Below are 21,115 nucleotides of genomic sequence, written 5' to 3'. Positions count from 1 at the left end.
GAGACGGATATGGCAATTCTGACGGCGATCCGCGACAGGATGATGCACCAGCGCACCGACGCGATGCTCATTTCGTCCCGGCAAAACAAGCTGCCGCACTTTGGCTTTTCGAGCAGCTCCGGCTTCGTGCTGGTAACAAGGCAGCACGCGCATATTCTGGTGGATTTTCGCTACTACGGTGAAATCGCGGCCCGCACGCACGGCTATCAGCTTCATCGGCTGGAAAGCGGGCGGTCGATGGCGGACATCGTCAACCTGATTGCCGGGGAGGAAGGTCTGCAACGCATTGGTTTTGAGGGCGAACACGTGAGCTGGCAGAGCGGTAACGCATGGCGCGAAGCCCTGCGTCCGGAGCTGGTCAGCGTATCGCTGGAGCCTTTGCGTCAGGTGAAAACCACCGGCGAAATCGCCCTTATTCGCGAAGCCTGCCGGATAGCCGATGCCGCCGCCAGCCATATCCGTCGCTTTATTCAGCCCGGCCTGCGCGAGCGCGAAGTGGCCGCAGAGCTGGAATGGTTTATGAAGCAACGGGGGGCGGAGAAGCCCTCATTCGACACCATCGTGGCCAGCGGCCCTCGCGGCGCGCTGCCCCACGGCAAGGCGTCTGAGAAAGTTATCGTCGCGGGCGAACTGGTGACGCTTGATTTTGGTGCCCAATACCAGGGCTATTGTTCTGACATGACCCGTACCTTCCTGGTCGCGGGGCGCTATGAGTATCCTGAACAATCTCCGCTGTATGCGGTGTATCAGACCGTGCTGGAAGCGCAGCTGGCCGCCATTGCTGCGGTGCGCCCCGGCGTGGCGTGCCACACGGTAGATGCCGCCGCGCGTGAGCACATCTCCCGCGCCGGATACGGTCCGAACTTTGGCCACAACACCGGACACGCTATCGGCATTGACGTTCACGAAGATCCGCGTTTCTCGCCAACGGACACCACGCTGCTGCGTTCCGGCATGCTGCTGACCGTGGAGCCCGGCATTTATCTCGAAAATGAAGGTGGCGTGCGCATAGAAGACGTGGTGCTGGTCACTGAAACCGGCGCTGAAGTGCTCTACCGGATGCCGAAAACGCTGCTTCTGACGGGGGAGAATTAATGGATATTGCCTTACTGAAAGCGCTGAGCGAAGCCGACGCCATTGCGGCCTCCGAGCAGGAAGTGCGGCAAATTCTGCTGCGGGAAGCCGATGCGCTTGGCAAAGAGGTGCAGTTCGACGGGCTCGGCTCAGTGCTGATCCGCCTCAACGAAAGCGCAGGCCCAAAGGTGATGATCTGCGCGCACATGGATGAAGTCGGTTTTATGGTGCGCAGCATTTCCCGCGAAGGCGCCATCGACGTCATCCCTGTCGGTAACGTCAGGATGACCGCCCGCGAACTTCAGCCAGTGCGCATCACCACGCGCTATGGCCGTAAAATTCAGGGGCTGCTCGACGGAGAGCGGCACGGCGCTGAAGTGACAAAACTGCGGGTTGATATTGGCGCATGCAGCGCCGATGAAGTTGCCGAAGCGGGCGTGGAACCCGGCGATCGCGTCGCCTTCGCTACCCCCTTCGCCGAACTGCCGCATAACCGGGTGATGGGCAAAGCGTTTGACGACCGCCTTGGCTGTTATCTGCTGGTCAGCCTGCTGCGAGAGCTGCACGCCACGCCGCTGAACGCCGAAGTCTGGCTGGTCGCCAGCTCCAGTGAGGAAGTCGGCCTGCGCGGCGGGCAAACCGCAACCCGCAAGCTCAATCCCGATCTGGCCCTCGTACTCGACACCGCCTGCTGGGCAAAAAATTTTGATTACGGCAGCGACAACCATCGCCAGATTGGCGAAGGCCCGATGCTGGTGATGTACGACAAAACGCTGATCGCCCCACCGAAGCTTACCGCCTGGGTCGAAGAGACCGCCGCCCGCCACGCCATCTCCCTGCAGCGGGATATGTTCAGCAACGGCGGCACCGACGGCGGTGCGGTACACCTGAGCGGCACCGGGATCCCGACTGTGGTGCTGGGCCCGCCAACCCGCCACGGACACTGCGCGGCGTCTATCGCCGACGTGGGCGATATTGATTTAACCCACCAGCTGCTGGTGGCCCTGCTTCATGACGTGAATGCCAAAACCGTTTCTCATCTGACGGACTTCAGATGCTGATTTTGCGCTTACAGGAACTGTTATGCTGACTCTCGATTTTCTTTGCCCGCTGCCCAACGGCCTGCACGCCCGCCCCGCCTGGGCGCTGAAAGAGCAATGCAGCGCGTGGCGAAGCGACATCCGCTTTATTAATCATCGCCTGAACAGCCACGCCGATGCGAAGAGCTCACTGGCGCTGGTGAGCACCGGTACGCTGTTTAACGACAGCTGTTCGCTGGAGATCAGCGGCAGCGATGAAGAGCAGGCACGCCGGGCGCTGGAAAGCTGGATCGATAAAGATTTTATCGACAGCGACAGCGAAATCCCGGCGAGCGCCGCGCCGCAAAGCTATCCGCTGCCGCGCTCGCTCTCAAGGCTGCATCCGCATATTCTGCCAGGCACCCTCCTCGCAAGCGGCATCGGCTTTGGTGAGATTACGCTCTGGCGCAGCGACAGCCTTGAGCGCTACCGCACCATTCCCGCCAGCCCGGAGGATATGACCCGACTGGAACACAGCCTGGCGGAGCTTGCCGACAGCCTCAACCAGCAGCTGCGTCTGCTCGGCGGCGAGAGCAAAACGATCCTCAGCGCGCACCTGTCGCTGATTCAGGATGAGGAATTTGCCAGCAACATTCGACGCCTGATGCGCGACAAAAAGCAGGGGCTGGCTGCCGCCATCATCGACAATATGGAAGCCATCTGTGACAAACTGCTGGCCTCCAGCAGCGATTATCTGCGTGAGCGCGCCAGCGACATTCGCGATATTAGCGAACGTCTGCTGCACATTACCTGGCCCGAATACCGCAATCAGAACGTGCTGCGTCTGACTAAGCCGACCCTGCTGGTGGCAGAAGATCTGACCCCAAGCCAGTTTCTGGGGCTCGATTTAACGCAGCTTAAGGGCATGGTGCTGGAGAAAACGGGCCGAACCTCGCATACGCTGATCCTCGCCCGCGCATCGTCCATTCCGGTGCTGAGCGGCTTTAGCGTGGCGGAGCTGAGCGCCCTGGAGCACCGCCAGGCCGTGCTTGACGGAGAATGCGGCGTACTGGTGCCGGAGCCCGACGAGGCGGTGATGGGCTATTACCGGCTTGCCCGTGAGCTGGCGGATAAACGCGTTGAGCGTCAGATCCGCGATGCCGCCTTAACGGCGCTGTCGCGGGACGGGCATCGACTGGAAATTGCCGCCAACATCGGCAGCGCACTGGAAGCTCCCGGCGCGTTTGAGTCCGGCGCGGAGGGCATTGGCCTGTTCCGCAGCGAAATGCTCTATATGGACCGCCAGGCTCCCCCCGACGAGCAGGAACAATTTGAGGCCTATCAGCAGGTGCTGCTGGCGGCGGGCGACAAACCCGTCATCTTCCGCACCATGGACATCGGCGGCGACAAGCAGCTGAACTACCTGAATATTCCGCAGGAGGAGAACCCGTTCCTCGGCTATCGCGCAGTGCGCATTTATCCTGAATTTGCCGGGCTGTTTCGCACCCAGTTGCGCGCCGTATTACGCGCTGGTGCGCAGGGCAATGCGCAATTAATGATCCCTATGGTGCACAGCCTCGATCAGATCCTGTGGGTAAAAAATCAGCTAAGAGAAGTTAAAGCCGAGCTGCAGGCTGAGGGCCTGCGCTACGCCGAATCGCTGCCGCTCGGCATCATGGTGGAGGTGCCGTCGGTGTGCTACATCATCGATCACTTCTGCGACGAGGTGGATTTCTTCAGCATCGGCTCAAACGATATGACGCAGTATCTCTACGCCGTCGACCGCAACAATCCGCGGGTGTCACCGCTGTATAACCCCATCACGCCGTCCTTCCTGCGTATGCTGAGCCAGATTGTCACCGTCGCCCACCGTCACGGGAAATGGGTCGGTATCTGCGGCGAACTGGGTGGAGAAAGCCGCTATCTGCCGCTGATGCTTGGCCTGGGACTGGATGAACTCAGCATGAGCGGGCCGCGCATTCCGGCCGTGAAAAGCCTGCTGCGCCAGCTCGACAGCGACGCCTGCCGGGAACTGGCCGATAAAGCCTGCGAATGCCGCAGCGCCGAAGAGATAGAAACGCTACTGCGCGACTTCACGCCGCAGGAGGAGGCACGTCCGCTGCTGGCGCTGGAGAACATTCTGTTCACCGACAAGCCTTATCGCAAAGAGCAGATTATCCAGCTGCTGTGCGGCAACCTGGCGGTAACCGGACGCACGGAGCACCCGCTGGAGCTGGAAGAAGATATCTGGCAGCGCGAAGAGATTGTCACTACCGGCGTCGGGTTCGGCGTGGCGATCCCGCATACCAAATCGGCGTGGATCCGCCACTCGAGCATCAGTATCGCACGGCTTCCGGCCCTCACCGACTGGCAGTCAGAAATGGGTGAAGTGGAGCTGGTGATTATGCTCACGCTTGGCGAATACGAAGGCCTCAACCACGTGAAGGTCTTTTCGCAACTGGCGCGCAAGCTGGTGAACAAAACCTTCCGGCAGTCGCTGATGGAAGCCCCGGATGCCCAGGGCATCCTGGATCTGCTCAATCAGGAACTGACCTTTTAAGCGTTTACTGGAAACGCGCGCGATACTCTCCCGGCGTCAGGCCAAACTGGCGCCGGAATAATCGGCTGAAGTAGTCCCCGTCCGGATAGCCACAGCGCAGCGCCACGTCGCCAATCGACAGCTGATACTTCTGCAAAATCATCCTCGCCTTCGCCATCCTCACCCAGCGCAGATAGTCGACAAACCCCATCGTTCCCTGCTGGCTGAACAGGCGGGAAAGGTGGTTCGGCGTGATGTTAAAAAAGGCGGCAGCGTCCTCGCGCGTCAGAGGACGGGCGTAGTTATCCTGAATCCAGTTACAGATGCTCTGATAGAGAAACTGCGGGCGTGAGGGGGTTACATCATCCTGCGTCAGCAAACTTTTGCGGCACAGGTGCAGAAAGCTCAGCGCCAGCGGCTGAATAATCGCCTGATCCTGCGGCGAACGGCTCAGCAACGTCAATGCGGTCAGCATCGCCTCACCCTCGCCTCTTTGCTGATGCGGCACGTCGATTTTACGCAGCGGTGCTGGCGTGCCGCCGCCGCGGCTGTCGTAAAACGCCATGCCGGTCCACGCCGGGGCAAACACCATGCTCAGCACCATCGCCGGACGGGTAAACTCGGGCAGATTAGCGGCGCGCGGCGGGATAAACAGCATTTCACCCTGAGTCATATGCCGTTGACCCTCATCAAGCCGGTTGCCGTACTCCCCGCGTAGCACCACTTCCAGACGCGGCATGTCGAGACATAGCGCGCCCGCGGGCAGCATTTTCGGCGCACCGGCAAACCACACGCGGCCAAGCCTCTGCGGATTGAGCACCAGCCCGCTCAGCAGGTCGGCGAAGAAGCGGCGGTCGGCGGGCAGGTCAGTAAAAGGCATCGTTTTGCTCTGAAGAGTCGAAAAATGAGAGTGTAACCGGTAGCAGAGCGGCTGTATGCCCGGCACATCACGTACCGGGCCACGGGTTCAGCCTTTGAGGAAGGCCAGCAGATCGTCGTTGATTTGCTGTTTGTGGGTGGTGCAAATCCCATGGGAGCCGCCAGGGTAAACCTTCAGCTGCGCATCTGGCAGAATCTCCGCCGCCGCTTTGCCGCAGGTTTCAAACGGCACAATTTGATCGTCATCGCCGTGAATGACCAGCGTCGGGATGGTCATACGCTTCAGATCTTCACGCAGATCGGTTTCGGAAAATGCCTTCACGCAGTCATAAAGCGCCTTGATGGAGCCCTGAAGCCCCTGCGCGACAAAGCTCGCCCGCACGGCCTCGGACACGTTCGCTCCGGGCCGGTTGTAGCCGTAAAAGGCCATCGTCAGCTCATGGAAAAATGCGCCGCGATCGTTCACCACGCCGTCACGAATGCCGTCGAAGACCTCTTTCGGCACGCCATTGGGGTTAAAATCGGTTTTCACCATGATCGGCGTAACCGCACCAATCAGCACCGCTTTCGCCACTCTCGAGGTGCCGTGACGGCCAATGTAGCGCGCCACTTCACCGCCGCCTGTCGAATGCCCTACGTGGACCGCCTCTTTCAGATTCAGCTGTGCCGTCAGCTCCGCCAGATCGTCGGCGTACTGATCCATCGTGTGGCCGTCCCAGGGCTGCGAAGAGCGCCCATGGCCTCGCCTGTCGTGGGCAATCACCCGAAAACCTTTACTGCCTAAAAACAACATTTGATCTTCGAAGGCGTCGGCCGTCAGTGGCCAGCCGTGGCTGAATACCACTGGCTGCCCGCTTCCCCAGTCTTTGAAGTGGAGCGTGCTGCCATCTTTCAGGGTCAATGCGTCATAACCACTCATGGGATCTCCTGTTTCATGGATGTGCTGATACCGGGCGGCACAGCGCTGCATAACAAGGATATGCCAGATTTGAAATCGGTAACGTTTTTCGCACAACATTCATCCAGCAGAAAAAGAATACGGAACGCATTCGATCGCCTAATGTGAGCAAAATCACTTCAAAGAACCGATCACAGTCAGTATGATGATCGGACCCTAAACCCTCGTCCTGTACGACGAGGGTTTTCTTTTGGAAACAGGTTCCTGGAAAAACATGGAGTAACCAATGACCAGACCCACCATTATCATTAACGAGTTTGATGCCGAACGCATCGACCGGCTTCTTGAGAAACCAGAATGGGCGAACTCCCCGGTCGCTCAGGCGCTGAATGATGAACTGGATCGCGCGCAGATGTGTCCTCCGCAGGAGATGCCGCACAACGTGGTCAGCATGAACAGCCAGGTTCGCTTTCGCGATTTAACCACCAACGAAGAGCGCGTGCGCACGCTGGTGTTCCCAGCCAATATGACTGACAGCGCAACGCAGCTTTCCGTCCTGGCCCCGGTCGGCGCGGCGTTGCTTGGCCTGCGCGTAGGTGATGCCATTCACTGGACGCTGCCCAACGGCACCGAAACCCACCTCGAGGTGCTGGAGCTTATCTACCAGCCTGAAGCCGCCGGTGAATTTCACCGCTAATCGCCGCTCACCCGCCGATTTCAGAGGATGTACCCACATCCTCTTTCCGTTCTCCTTCTAACAAAACTTTACCCTCCCTTTGCGCTGCGTTACCCATATTTGCGACCTGAATGTCATAAATTCTTCGTCGGATATGCTTGTATTAAATCATCTGTTACAAGGAGGGAATTGCTATGTACAACACGATCATTATGCCGGTGGACGTCTTTGAAATGGCGCTGAGCGATAAGGCCGTTCGTCATGCGGAATTTCTTGCCCAGCAGGAAGGCGTTATCCACCTTCTACACGTTTTGCCCGGCTCCGCCAGCCTGACCATGAGCCGTTTCGCTGCCGACTTACGCCGCTTTGAAGAGCATCTGCATCAGGAGGCGGAAACGCGCCTGAAGACCATGGTGGACCATTTCAGCATCGACCCTTCGCGCATCAAAATGCACGTGCGAATGGGCAACGTGCGCGACGTAGTCAACGATCTTGCCGAAGAGCTGCACGCCGACGTGGTGGTAATTGGCTCACGCAATCCATCCATTGCTACGCATCTGCTGGGGTCGAATGCCTCCAGCGTGATTCGCCATGCGCATATTCCGGTGCTGGTGGTTCGGTGACGTCTTGCCGGGAGGCGCTTCGCTTTCCCGGCCTACGGGTTTTGTAGGCCTGTGCAAGCGCAGCGCCGCCAGGCGATCGACGACCCGACAATGCGCTGAAACAAAAAAAGAGGCTACCTTTCGGTAGCCTCTTCACATTGCAGGTGTGTCTTACTTTTTTTGTATTACGCCGTTTTGGTGCGTATCAGGTAATCGAACGAGCTCAGGGAAGCCTTCGCGCCCTCACCCGTGGCGATAATAATTTGCTTGTACGGCACTGTGGTGCAGTCGCCCGCCGCGAACACGCCTTTCACGTTGGTTTCGCATTTGGCGTCAATGATGATTTCGCCCATGCGGTTGCGCTCAATCGCGCCTTCCAGCCAGGTGGTGTTCGGCAGCAGACCAATCTGGACGAAGATGCCCGACAGCTCGACGTGGTGCGCATCGCCGCTCACCCGGTCGCGGTAATCGAGGCCAACCACTTTACTGCCGTCGCCTTTCACTTCGGTGGTTTGCGCGTTCAGAATGATATCGACGTTTTTCAGGCTGCGGACTTTGTCCTGCAACACCTGGTCAGCCTTCATTTCTGGCGCAAACTCCAACAGCGTCACGTGTTCAACGATACCCGCCAGATCGATAGCCGCTTCCACACCGGAGTTGCCACCGCCGATCACCGCCACGCGTTTGCCTTTAAACAGCGGGCCGTCGCAGTGCGGGCAGTAGGTCACGCCTTTGGTGCGATACTGATCTTCGCCAGGTACGTTCATGTTGCGCCATTTTGCACCGGTAGCAATGATGATGCTGCGGGCTTTCAGCACCGCGCCGGAGGCGGTTTCAATCTGATGCAGGCCGCCTTCGCTGGCCGCTGGCGTCAGCTTGCTGGCGCTCTGGGAATCAATGACGTCAACCTCATAATCAGAAACGTGCTGCTTCAGCGCACCCGCCAGCTTCTGGCCTTCGGTTTTCGGTACGGAGATGTAGTTTTCAATATCTACGGTGTCCAGCACCTGGCCGCCAAAGCGTTCGCCCATCAGGCCGGTGCGAATGCCTTTACGCGCGGAGTACACCGCTGCCGCCGCGCCTGCCGGGCCGGAGCCAACGATCAGCACATCGTAAACATCACGTTTGTTCAGCTCTTCCGCCGCGCGTTTTTCCGCACCGGTATCCACTTTCGCGACGATTTCCGCCAGCGTCATGCGGCCCTGGCCGAACGCTTTACCGTTCACAAATACGGCAGGCACGCCCATTACGTTGCGGTCGGTGATTTCATTCTGGAACACGCCGCCGTCAATTGCGGTGTGCTTAATGCGCGGATTCAGCACCGCCATCAGGTTCAGCGCCTGTACCACGTCCGGGCAGTTATGGCAGGAGAGCGAGTAATAGGTTTCGAACTCGAAATCGCCGTCCAGGTCGCGAATCTGCTCCAGCATGGACTGCGCTTCTTTCGACGGATGACCGCCGGTCCACAGCAGCGCCAGCACCAGGGAGGTAAACTCATGGCCCAGCGGAGATCCCGCAAAGCGTGGTCCCTGGTCAGCACCTGGATTCGTAATCAGGAAAGACGGTTTGCGCACGGCGAGCGTGTTGTCTTCTTTAAACGTTACCTTCGGCGACAGCTCAGCGATTTCCGCCAGCAGTTCTTTGATTTCTGCCGATTTAGCGCTGTCGTCCAGCGTGGCAATCAGCTCAACAGGCTTAGTCAGTTTCTCAAGGTAGGCCCTGAGCTGGGTTTTCATGTTTGCGTCGAGCATGTCGTTATCCCTCTCTTAAAACGTCATCATGCAAGCGGCCTCGCAGCTGCCTGAATGCGGCTTGCATCATGTCTTTTTGAAATAAAACGGGCGTAATAAAACACCCGTTATTCGTTATCAATTTCCTTTGGATTTCGCGTCAGGGCAAGGCGGCGAGCCTGGGAATCCCCGGGAGCTTACTAAAGTAAGTGACCGGGGTGAGCAGGTGACACCAACGCTGCCATGGCGTGAAAGACATGGAAATTTTAGATTTTGCCAACCAGGTCCAGGGATGGCGCCAGGGTCGCTTCGCCTTCTTTCCATTTCGCCGGGCATACTTCGCCTGGGTGGGAAGCCACGTACTGAGCCGCTTTAATTTTACGCAGCAGGTCAGACGCGTCACGGCCGATGCCTTCAGCGGTAACTTCAATGGCCTGAATGATGCCCTGCGGGTCAACAACGAAAGTGGCGCGGTCGGCCAGGCCTTCGTCTTCACGCATGTTGTCGAAGTTACGGGTCAGGGCGCCAGTTGGGTCGCCGATCATCGCGTATTTGATTTTAGCGATGGTTTCAGAGCTGCCGTGCCATGCTTTGTGGGTGAAGTGGGTATCGGTAGAAACGGAATACACGTCTACGCCCAGCTTCTGCAGTTCTTCGTGGTGGTCTGCAACGTCGCCCAGCTCGGTCGGGCATACGAAAGTAAAGTCAGCCGGATAGAAGAAGAACACGCTCCAGCGACCTTCGGTGTCTTTCTCAGTGACTTCTACGAATTCGCCGTTTTTGAAAGCCTGGTTTTTGAAAGGTTTGATTTTGGTGTTAATTAAGGACATCTGTACTTCCTCCGTGTTGTCGTTGAGGGCTAAGGTAACCGGGTTCGATGGATTGAGCCAATGCGTTTGCTTTATCAAATCAATCGGCGTTACCTGACAAACCCAGCGGTTCTGATAGCCAGAACGTAAAAAGGCCACCTTTTCAGGCGGCCCCGTTACCTGAACATCCCGAAAGGCGTCAGTGCCAGCAAGCTGGCTGTGCGTTGCGCTCTACCAACCTTTTAAAGGCCGTAATAGCGAAAGGGATTAGAGCACTCCCCCCCTGTTCGCGCAATTGCGTCAGGCCGGGGTCTTATCTATGGTTGTGATAGGCTATACCGTTCACTGTCTGTCACCCTTTTATTTTACAAGGAGTTACTGTGCGAAAACTGGTCCACTTACTCGCGCTTGCACCGCTGATAGCGTCGGCTCAGGATCTGCCCGCCCCGGTAAAAGCGTTAGAGAAACAGGGTATTACTATTCTGAAGCCCTTTGATGCTCCGGACGGCATGAAAGGCTGGCTCGGCAAATATCAGGATATGGGCGTCACCATTTACCTTACGCCGGACGGCAAGCACGCCATCTCGGGCTATATGTACGATGAGCAAGGCACCAACCTGAGCGAGCAGATCATTCAGAAAGAGGTCTACGCGCCTGCCGGGCGCGAGCTCTGGCAGCAGATGGAAAAGGCACACTGGATCCTCGATGGCAAAAAAACTGCTCCGCGCGTGGTGTATGTGTTCGCCGATCCATTCTGCCCCTACTGCAAGCAGTTCTGGCAGCAGGTTCGCCCGTGGGTGGAGTCCGGCAAAGTACAGCTTCGCACCCTGATGGTTGGCGTCATCAAACCGGAAAGCCCTGCCACCGCCGCAGCCATTCTTGGCAGCCAGGATCCGGCTAAAACCTGGCACGATTACGAACAGTCCGGCGGGAAATTGAAGCTGAACGTCGCGACATCCGTTCCGCCGGAACAAATGGAAATCCTCAACAACAATCAGAAAATAATGGATGCATTAGGCGCAAATGCCACACCTGCTATTTATTATCTGAACGCGGAAAATATGCTCCAGCAGGTCGTCGGCCTGCCTGATGCCGAAAACCTGAAAGCGATGATGGGCGAAAAATAGTGAGAAAGGGTAAATGAGTCATGTGATAAATTTACCCTTTTCATCCCCAATCCCTGGCTCCTTCCCTTTTCTTCATCTCTTTACTTATCACCCATAAAAATTACACCGGATCAATTAATTGATTTCGTGAATATATTAAAAAACATGTCAACCGACAGGCTGATATTAAATTGGTGTATACTTGACCCTCTGTTAATCCTATAAATTCTTAAGGCAACGGAATGTCACTCTATAAAATTCCGCTTAATCAGTCCGTGATCGATGCCAGCACAGAAAGAGTCATCTGGACGCTTACTAATTTCGAACGAGTTTGCGTCTCCTTTTCTGGCGGTAAAGATTCCACCGTGATGCTGCATTTAACCGGCCAGCTTGCAAGAAAGCTCAATAAAAAATTCAGCGTCCTGTTTATTGACTGGGAGGCCCAATTTTCAAGCACTATTGAGCACTGCGAAAATATGCGGCTGGAATATGCTGACGTTATCGACACCTTTTATTGGGTCGCATTGCCGCTGACCACGCCGAATGCGCTCACCCAGTTCAGTCCGGAATGGCAATGCTGGGAACCTGGCGTACCCTGGGTGCGCCAGCCGCCGGAGCACGCAATCACCGATCCAGCCTTTTTCCCGTTTTACCAAACGGGCATCTCCTTCGAGCAGTTTGTCCGGGAGTTTGCCGAATGGTTCTCACAAAAGCGCCCGGCGGCAGTGACGATCGGCATCCGCGCCGATGAGTCCTATACCCGTTTCCTGGCGATAGCCTCCCAGCGCAAGCTGCGCTTCGCGGACGACAAGCCCTGGACCAGCATCGCCCCCGGCGGCCACGCCTGGTATATCTACCCGATTTACGACTGGAAAACGGCAGATATCTGGACGTGGTTCTCCCGCAGCGATTTACCTTATAACCCATTGTATAATCTGATGTATCAGGCCGGCGTTCCGCTGCGCTACATGCGCATCTGTGAACCGTTTGGCCCGGAGCAGCGTCAGGGATTGTGGCTGTATCACGTGCTTGAGCCGGATCGCTGGGCGGCGATGTGCGAGCGGGTCAGCGGCGTCCACAGCGGCGGCGTCTACGCAGGACATGACAATCAGTTTTACGGCCACCGCAAGCTGGAAAAACCCGAAGGTCACAGCTGGAAAACCTACGCTCTCTTCTTACTGGAAACCATGCCGCCACCCACCGCCGAGCACTATCGCAATAAAATTGCCGTTTATCTGCACTGGTATCAGAAACAGGGCATGGAGGACATTCCGGATACCCAGACGGGCGACACCGGATCGAAGGACATTCCCTCGTGGCGTCGCATCTGCAAAGTTCTGTTAAACAACGATTACTGGTGCCGGATGCTCTCATTCAGCCCGACAAAATCGCAGCACTACAAGCGCTATAGCCAGCACATGGCGAAAAAACGACAGGAGTGGGGAATTTTATGCAAAAGCAAATGATCGACCAGATGACCGCCTGGCTGGAAACGCTGCCGGAGGCAGAACGCATTGAAGCGATAAACGCCTTCCGCATCGCGCTCCATCGTACAAGCCCGTTTCGCGATCAGCCGGTAGACTGCGTGCTGTGGGTAAAGCAGGATGAAATCACCCCGAACGATTACAACCCCAACAACGTCGCCCCGCCGGAGAAAAAGCTGCTGCTGAAATCGCTGCAAACCGATGGTTTTACCCAGCCTATTGTGGTGCATGAGCCTGAGAATCAGCATTATGAAATTATCGATGGCTTTCACCGCCAGCAGCTCGCCACGTCAAAGAGCGCGCTGAAGTCGAAGCTGAAAGGTTATCTGCCGGTAGCGGTACTGCAAAACGAAGCCAGCGAAACCTCCGGACGCATGGCTTCCACCATCCGCCACAACCGGGCGCGCGGGCGGCATCAGATTAACGCGATGGCCGACATCATCCGCGAGCTGGCGCAGCTCGGCTGGACAGACAAGAAAATCGGCGAGGAGCTGGGAATGGACGCCGACGAAGTGCTGCGGCTGCGGCAAATCAACGGCCTGCTGGATATGTTCAGCGACCGTCAGTTTTCCGAAGCCTGGACGGTGAAATAGCTACAGCTGGCACAGCCGTTCGGCGGCGGCCAGCAGCGTCGATTCCTGCTTGGCAAAGCACAGGCGAATCAGCTTATGCGGGAAAGGATCGGCGCAGAACACCGACAGCGGGATCGCCGCGACGCCCACCTCTTTGGTCAGCCACTGGCAAAAGCTCACGTCATCCAGATCGGATATCGCGCTGTAGTCGGCCAGCAGAAAATAAGTCCCTTCGCACGGCAGAATCTCCAGACGACTGTTCGCCAGCGCGTTAATAAACACATCCCGACGCGCACGGTAGAACTCTGGTAGTTCGCGATAATGTTCCGGCTGGCTGCGCAGCATATCCGCCAGCGCCAGCTGCGCGGGTGTATTCACCGCGAACGTCAGGTACTGATGCACTTTTCGCAGCTCCGCGCTGATTTCAGCAGGCGCCACGCAGTAGCCTACCTTCCAGCCGGTCATATGGAAGGTTTTACCGAACGAGGAGACCGCCACCGCGCGCTCACGCAGCTGCGGATGCGCCAGTACGCTGGCGTGGCCTTCCGCCGCAAAGCTAATGTGCTCGTACACTTCATCGCTGATGACGTAAATTTCACGTTCCGCAATGGCCTGCCACAGGGCGTCGAAATCACTTTTCTGCCACACGGTCGCCGAGGGGTTGTGAGGCGTATTCAGAATAACCAGCCTGGTTTTATCGCTCAGGAGCGCCGCAAACGCCTGCCAGTCGACGCGAAAATGCGGCGGCTGGAGCGCAATACGTTTCAGTACGCCGCCGGAAAGTTCCACCGCGGGCGCGTAGCTGTCGTAGCTAGGGTCAAAACAAATAACTTCGTCGTCTTCCCGCACCAGCGCGGTAATCGCGGCATACAATGCTTCGGTTGCGCCCGCCGTCACGCTGATGTCGGTATTCGCATCCGGCACATATCCGTAAAGCTCAGCCGTTTTAGCCGCAATTGCTTCACGCAGCGCGGGCACGCCCGTCATCGGCGCGTACTGGTTCGCGCCCTGCGCAACGTGATGCGCCAGGCGTTCCTGTAAAAAGCGTGGGCCGTCAAAATCCGGAAACCCCTGAGACAGGTTGATCGCCTTGTGTTCAAGGGCCAGCGCGCTCATCTGCGTAAAAATGGTGGTGCCGAGATTGGGAAGTTTGCTTTGCGGAATCAGTCGGTTAGTGCTCATTATCGTTTTACCCGAATGTAATGCAGTTGTTGCTGCCACTATAACACGATGTTAGTATTTGGCAATCAAGACGCTTAGACGTCTAAACGATATGAATATTCCCGCCTGCGGAGAACGGTAAAATGACTGAAAATCGGCCACTTAGCGCCCTCGTTGAAGCCTGCCACTGGATTGGACGCAAAGGCTGGGCACCCGCTACCGGTGGGAATATGTCCGTGCGGGAAGATGCACGAACCTGCTGGCTCAGCGAATCCGGCAAAGACAAAGGCTCGCTCACGGAAGCCGACTTTTTGCAGGTCGAGATCGCCACTAATCAGGCACCTTCAGGCCGCAAACCCTCCGCAGAAACCGGCCTGCATACCCTGATTTATCGTTTGTTCCCGGAAGCCGGGGCGGTTTTGCACGTTCATACCGTCAACGCGACCGTTCTCTCACGCATTGAAAAATCGGCTGAATTAGTACTGCACGGCTACGAAATGCAAAAATCGCTGCGCGGCCAGAGCAGCCATCTCGACAGCGTGGCTGTTCCCGTATTTGATAACGACCAGGACATCGACGCCCTTGCCCGCCGCATCGAACACTACGCCAGCGAACGCCCGCTCAGCTACGGCTTCCTGCTGCGCGGCCACGGCCTGACCTGCTGGGGTCGCGACGTCGCCGAAGCGCGCCGTCATCTCGAAGGGCTGGAATTTTTGTTTGAATGCGAACTGCGCCTGCGCCAACTGGAGAAACCATGATCCGCGCCATAGTGACCGACATTGAAGGCACCACCAGCGATATTCGCTTCGTCCACAACGTGCTGTTTCCCTACGCACGCGAGCGCCTGGCGGCGTTTGTGACTACGCAGCAGGATTCGGATCCTGTGAAATCCATCCTGAGCGATCTGCGGGAAGAAATCGCCCAGCCGCAGGCCGGTATCCAGGAACTTATCGACACTCTTTTCCGCTTTATGGATGAAGATAAAAAGTCGACGGCGCTGAAGGCGTTGCAGGGCCTGATCTGGCGCGACGGCTATGTGAACGGCGACTTCACCGGCCACCTCTACCCGGACGTGTTGCCAACGCTGGAGAAATGGAAAGCCCAGGGCGTTGATCTGTATGTTTATTCCTCCGGCTCGGTGGCGGCGCAAAAACTGTTATTTGGCTACAGCGACGAAGGTGATATTACTCATCTGTTCAGCGGCTATTTTGACACGCACGTCGGCGCTAAGCGCGAAGTGCAGTCTTACCGGAACATTGCGGAACAGCTTGGGCAACCTGCGGGACACATTCTGTTTTTAAGCGATATACATCAGGAGCTGGACGCCGCCCGCGAGGCCGGATTCCGCACCGTGCAGTTAATTCGTGGCGATGATGATGCCGCCAGCCATCACCCGCAGGTTTCCCGATTCGACGACATTGACCTGGAGCAGATCCCCTCATGAGCGCCCTGACTATTTTCTCTGATTCTGACGCCAGCCGCCCGACCTGGCACAGCACCGACGGCCACGAAATTCAACAGCAGCTGAACGGCAAAGGCGTGCGTTTCGAACGCTGGCAGGCCGATCGGGATCTGGGTGAAAACCCGACCGCCGAAACGGTCATCAACGCCTACCAGCACGCCATCGACAAACTGGTGCAGGAAAAAGGCTACCAGAGCTGGGACGTAATCAGCCTGCGTGCCGACAACCCGCAGAAGGACGCCCTGCGCGAGAAATTCCTCAACGAACACACTCACGGCGAAGACGAAGTGCGCTTCTTCGTGGCAGGCGCCGGGCTGTTCTGCCTGCATATCGGTAACGAAGTGTTCCAGGTGCTGTGCGAGAAAAACGATCTGATCTCCGTTCCCGCAGGCACCCCGCACTGGTTTGATATGGGCTCAGAACCAAACTTCACCGCCATCCGTATTTTCGACAATCCCGAAGGTTGGGTAGCTCAATTTACCGGGAGTGATATTGCGGGCGGGTATCCGAAGCTGAGTTAAATACAGGAAAGCCTCTTTGTGAAGACGGAGAGGTTTTTTTTACAGCCCTCATTCAGCCATTTCTGCACTTGTTACATTCCCTACATTTTTCTCTGGAGCGCCCTCGCATTTCACATTTTCTCCCACAATCACACAGCCTGTAATTATATCCAGCGAGGTATAATAGCCATGCGCGCAATAAGTAAGGTCCGAACAAGAGAAGTAAAAGAAGAGAAGTAAAAGAAAAGCATTTAAGAAGACGCAGCGCAAAGGTGCTCGAACACCTTTACGCCGCTAACCACAAACAACTGACTGAGGAGTTATTTATGGCTGAGCAGAAGTGTATGCCAGATCCCACCGTGGCCCAAACAGATCTTCCGGAATCAGAAACGAATGCTCGTTTTCCCGAGGTAACGCACAAAAAGAACGCCCGTCGTCTGCACGGAAAAAGCACCGACGCCGCAACGATCCACCCCAGAGCCGATACTCCGGAAACCAGCACCGCCTGCTGCGAGCTGCATTCCCGGATCCGCCATCAGTATATTCCCCTGTCAGGAGAATGGCTGACCAGAGCAGGTTTTCTGGACGGCATGCCAATCAAAATCCGCGTGGTGCCGGACTGTATCGTTATCACCCCGCAAAACACCCGCGAGCTGTGGGGCTGCCTGGAAGGGCTGAGCATTATCGATGTGAACAAACAAAGGATCGCCACCTGGCTCAGAACGTTCCCATACCCGATGAACGATACCGGTAATGTGCCGGTGATTCGTCGTAATCCTAATGATTGTTTGATTCGTGGGGGGAACTGAGGGTCAGGTTGGTTGTATTGGACTGCTCCCGGCTTCAGGGCCGGGAGATTTTAAGAGAATTTAATAGCTGTTTCGGGACGTACAGTGTAATCCAATGTCAAATATCTTGAACTCGGAGGATATTCCTAAATTCTTCTTCTACAGTCTTACGGGCTTCCCCCATTGTATAATTTACTTGTTCAAATAACTTTTGGAGGTTTGGAGTGTTACCTTGGCTATATGACTCACCAGAATTAATGACAACCCGTGCCTGATCTAACGTTTTCGCCGCAGCGACATAAAACGTGGATATTTTAATTGCAACATCCGAAGGAAAATAAATTTTATTTCTCTCAAATATGTCGATAAAAGAATCAAACTTAGGTAGCGCAAGATCGTAGGCTTCTTTGTTTGATGGCTTATGCCTGCCAAAATAATCAGGCCGAATAGTATCGCAACTTGCTTCGTGCAGTTCAACTAATGATTTATAAACATCATCAATAATGCTGGCTCTTTTTTCAATTAATTTCGCATGTCCTAATTGAACTAAGTTTCTCTCAATCTGTAAAGCATTTTCAAGTGATTGCATTTTCCGAGCATGCATCGCCTCATGCTCTTTCAGCAACACGTCAAATTGGTATTTTTCTTTCAAATGCATCCTATTTTTCCATATGGCACCTAAAAAAGTAACAACTGCAATTAACCAACCACTAATTTCTTTTAACGTAACGTCATCCATTTAAATATTTTCCGCATAAGATTTTAAAATTTACAAGGGAAGCAGCCCCTTTCACAGCTCTTCAAAAGTAACGAACTGCAGCTTCCAGCCACCATTGAGCATAATCCAGTTCTCAACGAACCCGATGTTCGATACATCCTCTCCGTCGTCTAACGCCGCCTTACCTGTTACACACGCAATATCTTTAAATTTCCGGATTTCAACTTCGTATTCAGTTCTGGTAATAGATAATTTTTTATGTTGCGGGTGGCGCATATCGACTTTGCGTAACTGGTGCTCCTTATAAAGAATTTTCTGACCATTGGTAGAAATAAACCACTCTGTTTCAAGATAGTCTAACTGCTCTGTATCACCATTATAAAAGGCGTTATGCCACTCCTTGCGCATTAAGTTTAAATCAGCCTTAAAACTCATAATATCTTCCTTAAATCCAATTCCTCTTCGATTTTTTCTGCTGCGCCGCGTAAAGACAGAATGGCATCTTCAATAGCCATATTATAAATCGACGGCATAAGTTTCTTGAGTAACCCATCAAGCAATGCCTCAGACTCAAACTGGCCAAGATGTAATTCATGTTCCGTCATCATATGTGATGTAATGAGCTCTGATAGTTCATTATAAATATCTTTATTCAATTCTGGCATACTCATATCGCCTCTCCTTTACGAAATACCCTCGTTATTCTAAGGTGCTGTGTTGTCCATTGATGGGCTTTTGACACGATACCAGAATTCGTTAGGTAGAATACAGCCTAAAAATCATGTCTGAGATAATTTCCCCCTCACATACTCAACCAGCTGATCCAGCACCATCCCCCAGCCTTCTGTGTAGCCCTCGGTGAAGACCAGTTTTCTACCTGAAGCGATTTCCAGATAGACACCTTGATAGCCAGGTTCAGGCAAATCTCCCCCTCCTCATCGCTATGACAAAGACTTTAATCCACTCTTATTTCCCCTCACCCTGTCAGCAATCACTAAGATATTTCCCCGTGTGGCAATTAAGCAGACAGAATATTTAATTATGAGTATCATTTAAATCTTCAACTAACTCGCCCCGCTATTTAATGCCCGTCAGAACACATCATTACTAACCATAAACGTGATTTTGCTTAATCATTTTTAATTTTAAGAGTTTTCAGGAGGAATTTTCTTTACTCACTTACAAATTTCAGGAGTATTGTCAGTAACAGATATCAATGGGAAATGATTGTAAGGGGATAGGATGCCGGTAGATGAAAATATAGCACCCACATCAAGTACAATAATACTCCCCGGAGGAGTTCGGCAATTAACATTGGGAGAAATAGCGCTGGCAAGGACGTTATTCGGAGAAAGTCTTATCTACAGCCGCATCTGGATACATCGCGAAAGCTACCTCCCGTTTAACTTGCAACCTGTAGATATTGCCATGACTCCCAACGGTGAACTATGGTTCAGAGAAGAAACCTATTCACACGATTTCTCATTAGACGATCTGATAAAAAAACACAGGTTCATGCATGAAATGGTCCATGCATGGCAAGCACAAAAAGGGATGTTTGTCAGAACGAGAGGATTGTTTTCACGATTTGCTGATTACTGCTACAGCTTAGATAAAGATAATTTCCTTCATTATGGACTGGAGCAACAGGCGTCAATAGCCAGTGATTACTGGTTGCTCCTTAATGAGGGGTTTGAAGTTAATAAGAGCCTACATAAATTTCGTAATTATCACTCTAACGAACCTGTTTACTCTCTTATTCAGAAATACAAATCTGTAATGAAAGGATTTCCTCAATGAAAAATGTAGCCATTATAGCTGTAATCTTTCTCCTTTCAGCTTGCCAGGGAGATAAAAGCAATGATGAACTTAGATATACATTATTCTTTCGCGATTCAATTTGCTTCAGCACGGATAAAAATGATGTATTAAATTATTACCGTATTGAGATATATAAAGGTGGTTCATATAAAATATTCGAATATAAAGAAGATGTAGCTCTTTCATACCCTGATACATGTATAAGGCCTAAGTTAAAAAAAGGTTATCGCTATAAACTGACTTATGGGATGAATGGTAAGCATTACTACGACTCATTATTCCTAAATAACGACTGGAAATATTAACCATATCGCAATCACATAATTCCCTTTGTATGCATGACAATGCAATGCATATGGAGCAATAGCATAAGGGTCTCTGAATGAAAAGATTAGCCATATTGCCTTTTATACTCCTACTTACTGGTTGTCCTGGTATGGAAAATCGGGCACCTACTCCACGTAGTGTATTTATAAATGGAGATATCATTTGTTTCAGTGTGGATAAAAAAGACGTATTAAATTATTACCGAATTGAATCCAATCAAGGTGGCCCATATAAAACGACTTCATACAAAGATGATTTAAATCTTTCATACCCTGACTCATGTATTAAACCTGAGCTAAACAGAGGCTATAGCTATCATCTGACTTATGACCTGAATGGCGAACATTACAGCGATTCATTTTTCTTAGACAACGACGGAAACCACTAATTATGTCATTACCCGCTTACTTATTTTTATACGATGAAAATGGAATGCAGATTCCAGGTGATTGTATGGCTCCGGGCAGAGAAGGAGCGATAGAGATCATGAATAGCAGCTATGGTGTAAGGCAAGGTGTAGACAGTTTTACCGGCAGCATGACAGGAACAAGACAACATGATTCCATTAAACTGCATAAGCAGCTGGATAAAATAAGTCCGTATCTTGCTATTGCCGTCTGTGAATCGAAGCGATTGCAGAAAGCGATAATTAAATATTATGAGATTGTCGAAGCAGGAATGGAGGCAGAAATCTATACCATCACATTAGACAGCGTTGTTGTTTCTTCGGTCGATTTTACCCATGTTTATTATCCTGGGAGCTCAACGCCTAACATGCATGAGGTTGTCGGGTTACGCTTCAGAGGGATTGAATGGAATTATGTCAGAGGTAACATCAAATACGATGATGCCTGGATGAAGCCAGCCAAACAGAACGAATCCCAATCGTAAAATCGCGCGGTGCATCCACCACGCGTTCCAGCTTCAGGTCGGTATTCGGGTCCTGAGTC

General features: G+C 53.7%; 24 protein-coding genes. 16 read left to right on the top strand and 8 right to left on the bottom strand.

Annotated features, from left to right (window positions below; translation table 11 throughout):
• The first annotated feature begins 9 nt into the window (after window positions 1–9).
• From ypdF to ptsP, 3 genes are read left to right on the top strand one after another with little or no spacing between them, the layout of a single operon-like run.
• The gene (ypdF, locus tag AB1287_RS04495) at window positions 10–1,095 is read left to right on the top strand and encodes an aminopeptidase (protein ID WP_435617089.1); all 1,086 of its coding nucleotides are present in this window, start codon (window positions 10–12) and stop codon (window positions 1,093–1,095) included.
• Window positions 1,095–2,135, top strand: a complete 1,041-nt coding sequence (ypdE, locus tag AB1287_RS04490) for an aminopeptidase (protein WP_435617088.1) — start codon at window positions 1,095–1,097, stop codon at window positions 2,133–2,135. Before ypdF ends, ypdE begins: the two co-directional genes overlap by 1 nt.
• A gap of 22 nt (window positions 2,136–2,157) precedes the next feature.
• Window positions 2,158–4,653 (top strand): phosphoenolpyruvate--protein phosphotransferase, encoded by a 2,496-nt coding sequence (gene ptsP, locus AB1287_RS04485; RefSeq protein ID WP_435617087.1) that lies wholly within the window; start codon window positions 2,158–2,160, stop codon window positions 4,651–4,653.
• A gap of 4 nt (window positions 4,654–4,657) precedes the next feature.
• Here the strand turns inward: ptsP and AB1287_RS04480 are convergent, their stop codons facing one another.
• Both AB1287_RS04480 and AB1287_RS04475 read right to left on the bottom strand, forming a co-directional pair.
• Window positions 4,658–5,512: a helix-turn-helix transcriptional regulator gene (locus AB1287_RS04480; protein WP_435617086.1), complete on the bottom strand. Its 855-nt coding sequence runs from the start codon at window positions 5,510–5,512 to the stop codon at window positions 4,658–4,660.
• Between the two features lie 87 nt (window positions 5,513–5,599).
• Complete coding sequence (locus AB1287_RS04475; protein ID WP_435617085.1) at window positions 5,600–6,430, bottom strand: alpha/beta fold hydrolase; 831 nt, start codon at window positions 6,428–6,430, stop codon at window positions 5,600–5,602.
• Window positions 6,431–6,695: 265 nt separating this feature from the next.
• Here AB1287_RS04475 and rnk point away from each other — a divergent pair, with 265 nt between their 5' ends.
• Together rnk and uspG are read left to right on the top strand one after the other, a co-directional pair.
• Window positions 6,696–7,106 (top strand): nucleoside diphosphate kinase regulator, encoded by a 411-nt coding sequence (rnk, locus tag AB1287_RS04470; protein ID WP_312624505.1) that lies wholly within the window; start codon window positions 6,696–6,698, stop codon window positions 7,104–7,106.
• 173 nt (window positions 7,107–7,279) lie between these two features.
• Entirely contained in the window at window positions 7,280–7,708 is a 429-nt protein-coding gene (uspG, locus tag AB1287_RS04465; RefSeq protein WP_312624507.1) for a universal stress protein UspG, read from the top strand.
• Between the two features lie 164 nt (window positions 7,709–7,872).
• On the opposite strand, the gene ahpF is transcribed toward uspG, so the two are convergent.
• Window positions 7,873–9,438, bottom strand: a complete 1,566-nt coding sequence (gene ahpF / locus AB1287_RS04460; protein ID WP_435617084.1) for an alkyl hydroperoxide reductase subunit F — start codon at window positions 9,436–9,438, stop codon at window positions 7,873–7,875.
• A gap of 245 nt (window positions 9,439–9,683) precedes the next feature.
• On the bottom strand, window positions 9,684–10,247 hold the full coding sequence (ahpC, locus tag AB1287_RS04455; RefSeq protein ID WP_312624509.1) for an alkyl hydroperoxide reductase subunit C: 564 nt from the start codon (window positions 10,245–10,247) through the stop codon (window positions 9,684–9,686).
• Window positions 10,248–10,606: 359 nt separating this feature from the next.
• Between ahpC and dsbG the strand changes: the two genes are divergently transcribed.
• The 3 genes from dsbG to AB1287_RS04440 all read left to right on the top strand — a co-directional run bounded on the left by dsbG (window position 10,607) and on the right by AB1287_RS04440 (window position 13,409).
• Entirely contained in the window at window positions 10,607–11,353 is a 747-nt protein-coding gene (dsbG, locus tag AB1287_RS04450) for a thiol:disulfide interchange protein DsbG (protein ID WP_435617083.1), read from the top strand.
• 221 nt (window positions 11,354–11,574) lie between these two features.
• Complete coding sequence (locus AB1287_RS04445; RefSeq protein WP_435617082.1) at window positions 11,575–12,798, top strand: phosphoadenosine phosphosulfate reductase; 1,224 nt, start codon at window positions 11,575–11,577, stop codon at window positions 12,796–12,798.
• On the top strand, window positions 12,783–13,409 hold the full coding sequence (locus tag AB1287_RS04440; RefSeq protein WP_435617081.1) for a ParB N-terminal domain-containing protein: 627 nt from the start codon (window positions 12,783–12,785) through the stop codon (window positions 13,407–13,409). The genes AB1287_RS04445 and AB1287_RS04440 overlap by 16 nt, the downstream gene beginning before the upstream one ends.
• Here the strand turns inward: AB1287_RS04440 and AB1287_RS04435 are convergent, their stop codons facing one another.
• Window positions 13,410–14,570, bottom strand: a complete 1,161-nt coding sequence (locus AB1287_RS04435) for a pyridoxal phosphate-dependent aminotransferase (RefSeq protein ID WP_435617080.1) — start codon at window positions 14,568–14,570, stop codon at window positions 13,410–13,412.
• A 122-nt stretch (window positions 14,571–14,692) separates the two neighbouring features.
• Between AB1287_RS04435 and AB1287_RS04430 the strand changes: the two genes are divergently transcribed.
• The 4 genes from AB1287_RS04430 to AB1287_RS04415 all read left to right on the top strand — a co-directional run bounded on the left by AB1287_RS04430 (window position 14,693) and on the right by AB1287_RS04415 (window position 17,320).
• On the top strand, window positions 14,693–15,307 hold the full coding sequence (locus AB1287_RS04430; RefSeq protein ID WP_435617079.1) for a methylthioribulose 1-phosphate dehydratase: 615 nt from the start codon (window positions 14,693–14,695) through the stop codon (window positions 15,305–15,307).
• The gene (gene mtnC / locus AB1287_RS04425; protein WP_435617078.1) at window positions 15,304–15,993 is read left to right on the top strand and encodes an acireductone synthase; all 690 of its coding nucleotides are present in this window, start codon (window positions 15,304–15,306) and stop codon (window positions 15,991–15,993) included. Before AB1287_RS04430 ends, mtnC begins: the two co-directional genes overlap by 4 nt.
• A complete protein-coding gene (locus AB1287_RS04420) occupies window positions 15,990–16,532 on the top strand; it encodes an acireductone dioxygenase (protein WP_435617077.1) in 543 nt (180 codons plus the stop codon). The genes mtnC and AB1287_RS04420 overlap by 4 nt, the downstream gene beginning before the upstream one ends.
• 305 nt (window positions 16,533–16,837) lie before the next feature.
• Entirely contained in the window at window positions 16,838–17,320 is a 483-nt protein-coding gene (locus AB1287_RS04415; RefSeq protein ID WP_435617076.1) for a SymE family type I addiction module toxin, read from the top strand.
• Window positions 17,321–17,417: 97 nt separating this feature from the next.
• Here AB1287_RS04415 and AB1287_RS04410 read toward each other — a convergent pair whose 3' ends face one another.
• Genes AB1287_RS04410 through AB1287_RS04400 form a run of 3 tightly spaced genes read right to left on the bottom strand, consistent with a single transcriptional unit; the run spans window position 17,418 to window position 18,688 of the window.
• Window positions 17,418–18,038 carry a hypothetical protein gene (locus AB1287_RS04410; protein ID WP_435617075.1) on the bottom strand — a complete coding sequence of 207 codons (621 nt, stop codon included), beginning with the start codon at window positions 18,036–18,038 and terminating at the stop codon, window positions 17,418–17,420.
• Between the two features lie 51 nt (window positions 18,039–18,089).
• Complete coding sequence (locus AB1287_RS04405; RefSeq protein ID WP_435617074.1) at window positions 18,090–18,452, bottom strand: nuclear transport factor 2 family protein; 363 nt, start codon at window positions 18,450–18,452, stop codon at window positions 18,090–18,092.
• On the bottom strand, window positions 18,449–18,688 hold the full coding sequence (locus tag AB1287_RS04400) for a DUF2164 family protein (protein ID WP_435617073.1): 240 nt from the start codon (window positions 18,686–18,688) through the stop codon (window positions 18,449–18,451). The genes AB1287_RS04405 and AB1287_RS04400 overlap by 4 nt, the downstream gene beginning before the upstream one ends.
• A gap of 571 nt (window positions 18,689–19,259) precedes the next feature.
• Between AB1287_RS04400 and AB1287_RS04395 the strand changes: the two genes are divergently transcribed.
• The 4 genes from AB1287_RS04395 (at window position 19,260) to AB1287_RS04380 (ending at window position 21,056) form a co-directional block, all read left to right on the top strand.
• Complete coding sequence (locus AB1287_RS04395) at window positions 19,260–19,817, top strand: type IV secretion protein Rhs (protein ID WP_435617072.1); 558 nt, start codon at window positions 19,260–19,262, stop codon at window positions 19,815–19,817.
• A complete protein-coding gene (locus AB1287_RS04390; protein ID WP_435617071.1) occupies window positions 19,814–20,143 on the top strand; it encodes a putative T6SS immunity periplasmic lipoprotein in 330 nt (109 codons plus the stop codon). The genes AB1287_RS04395 and AB1287_RS04390 overlap by 4 nt, the downstream gene beginning before the upstream one ends.
• A 77-nt stretch (window positions 20,144–20,220) precedes the next feature.
• Window positions 20,221–20,553: a putative T6SS immunity periplasmic lipoprotein gene (locus AB1287_RS04385; RefSeq protein WP_435617070.1), complete on the top strand. Its 333-nt coding sequence runs from the start codon at window positions 20,221–20,223 to the stop codon at window positions 20,551–20,553.
• Between the two features lie 2 nt (window positions 20,554–20,555).
• Complete coding sequence (locus AB1287_RS04380) at window positions 20,556–21,056, top strand: Hcp family type VI secretion system effector (RefSeq protein ID WP_435617069.1); 501 nt, start codon at window positions 20,556–20,558, stop codon at window positions 21,054–21,056.
• The last annotated feature ends 59 nt before the right edge of the window (window positions 21,057–21,115 follow it).

Origin of the sequence: Scandinavium sp. UTDF21-P1B (assembly GCF_040750395.1) — a bacterium.
GTDB lineage: Bacteria > Pseudomonadota > Gammaproteobacteria > Enterobacterales > Enterobacteriaceae > Scandinavium.
The sequence above is the reverse complement of the archived record's forward strand: the minus strand, read 5'-3'. Positions and strand labels throughout refer to the sequence as shown.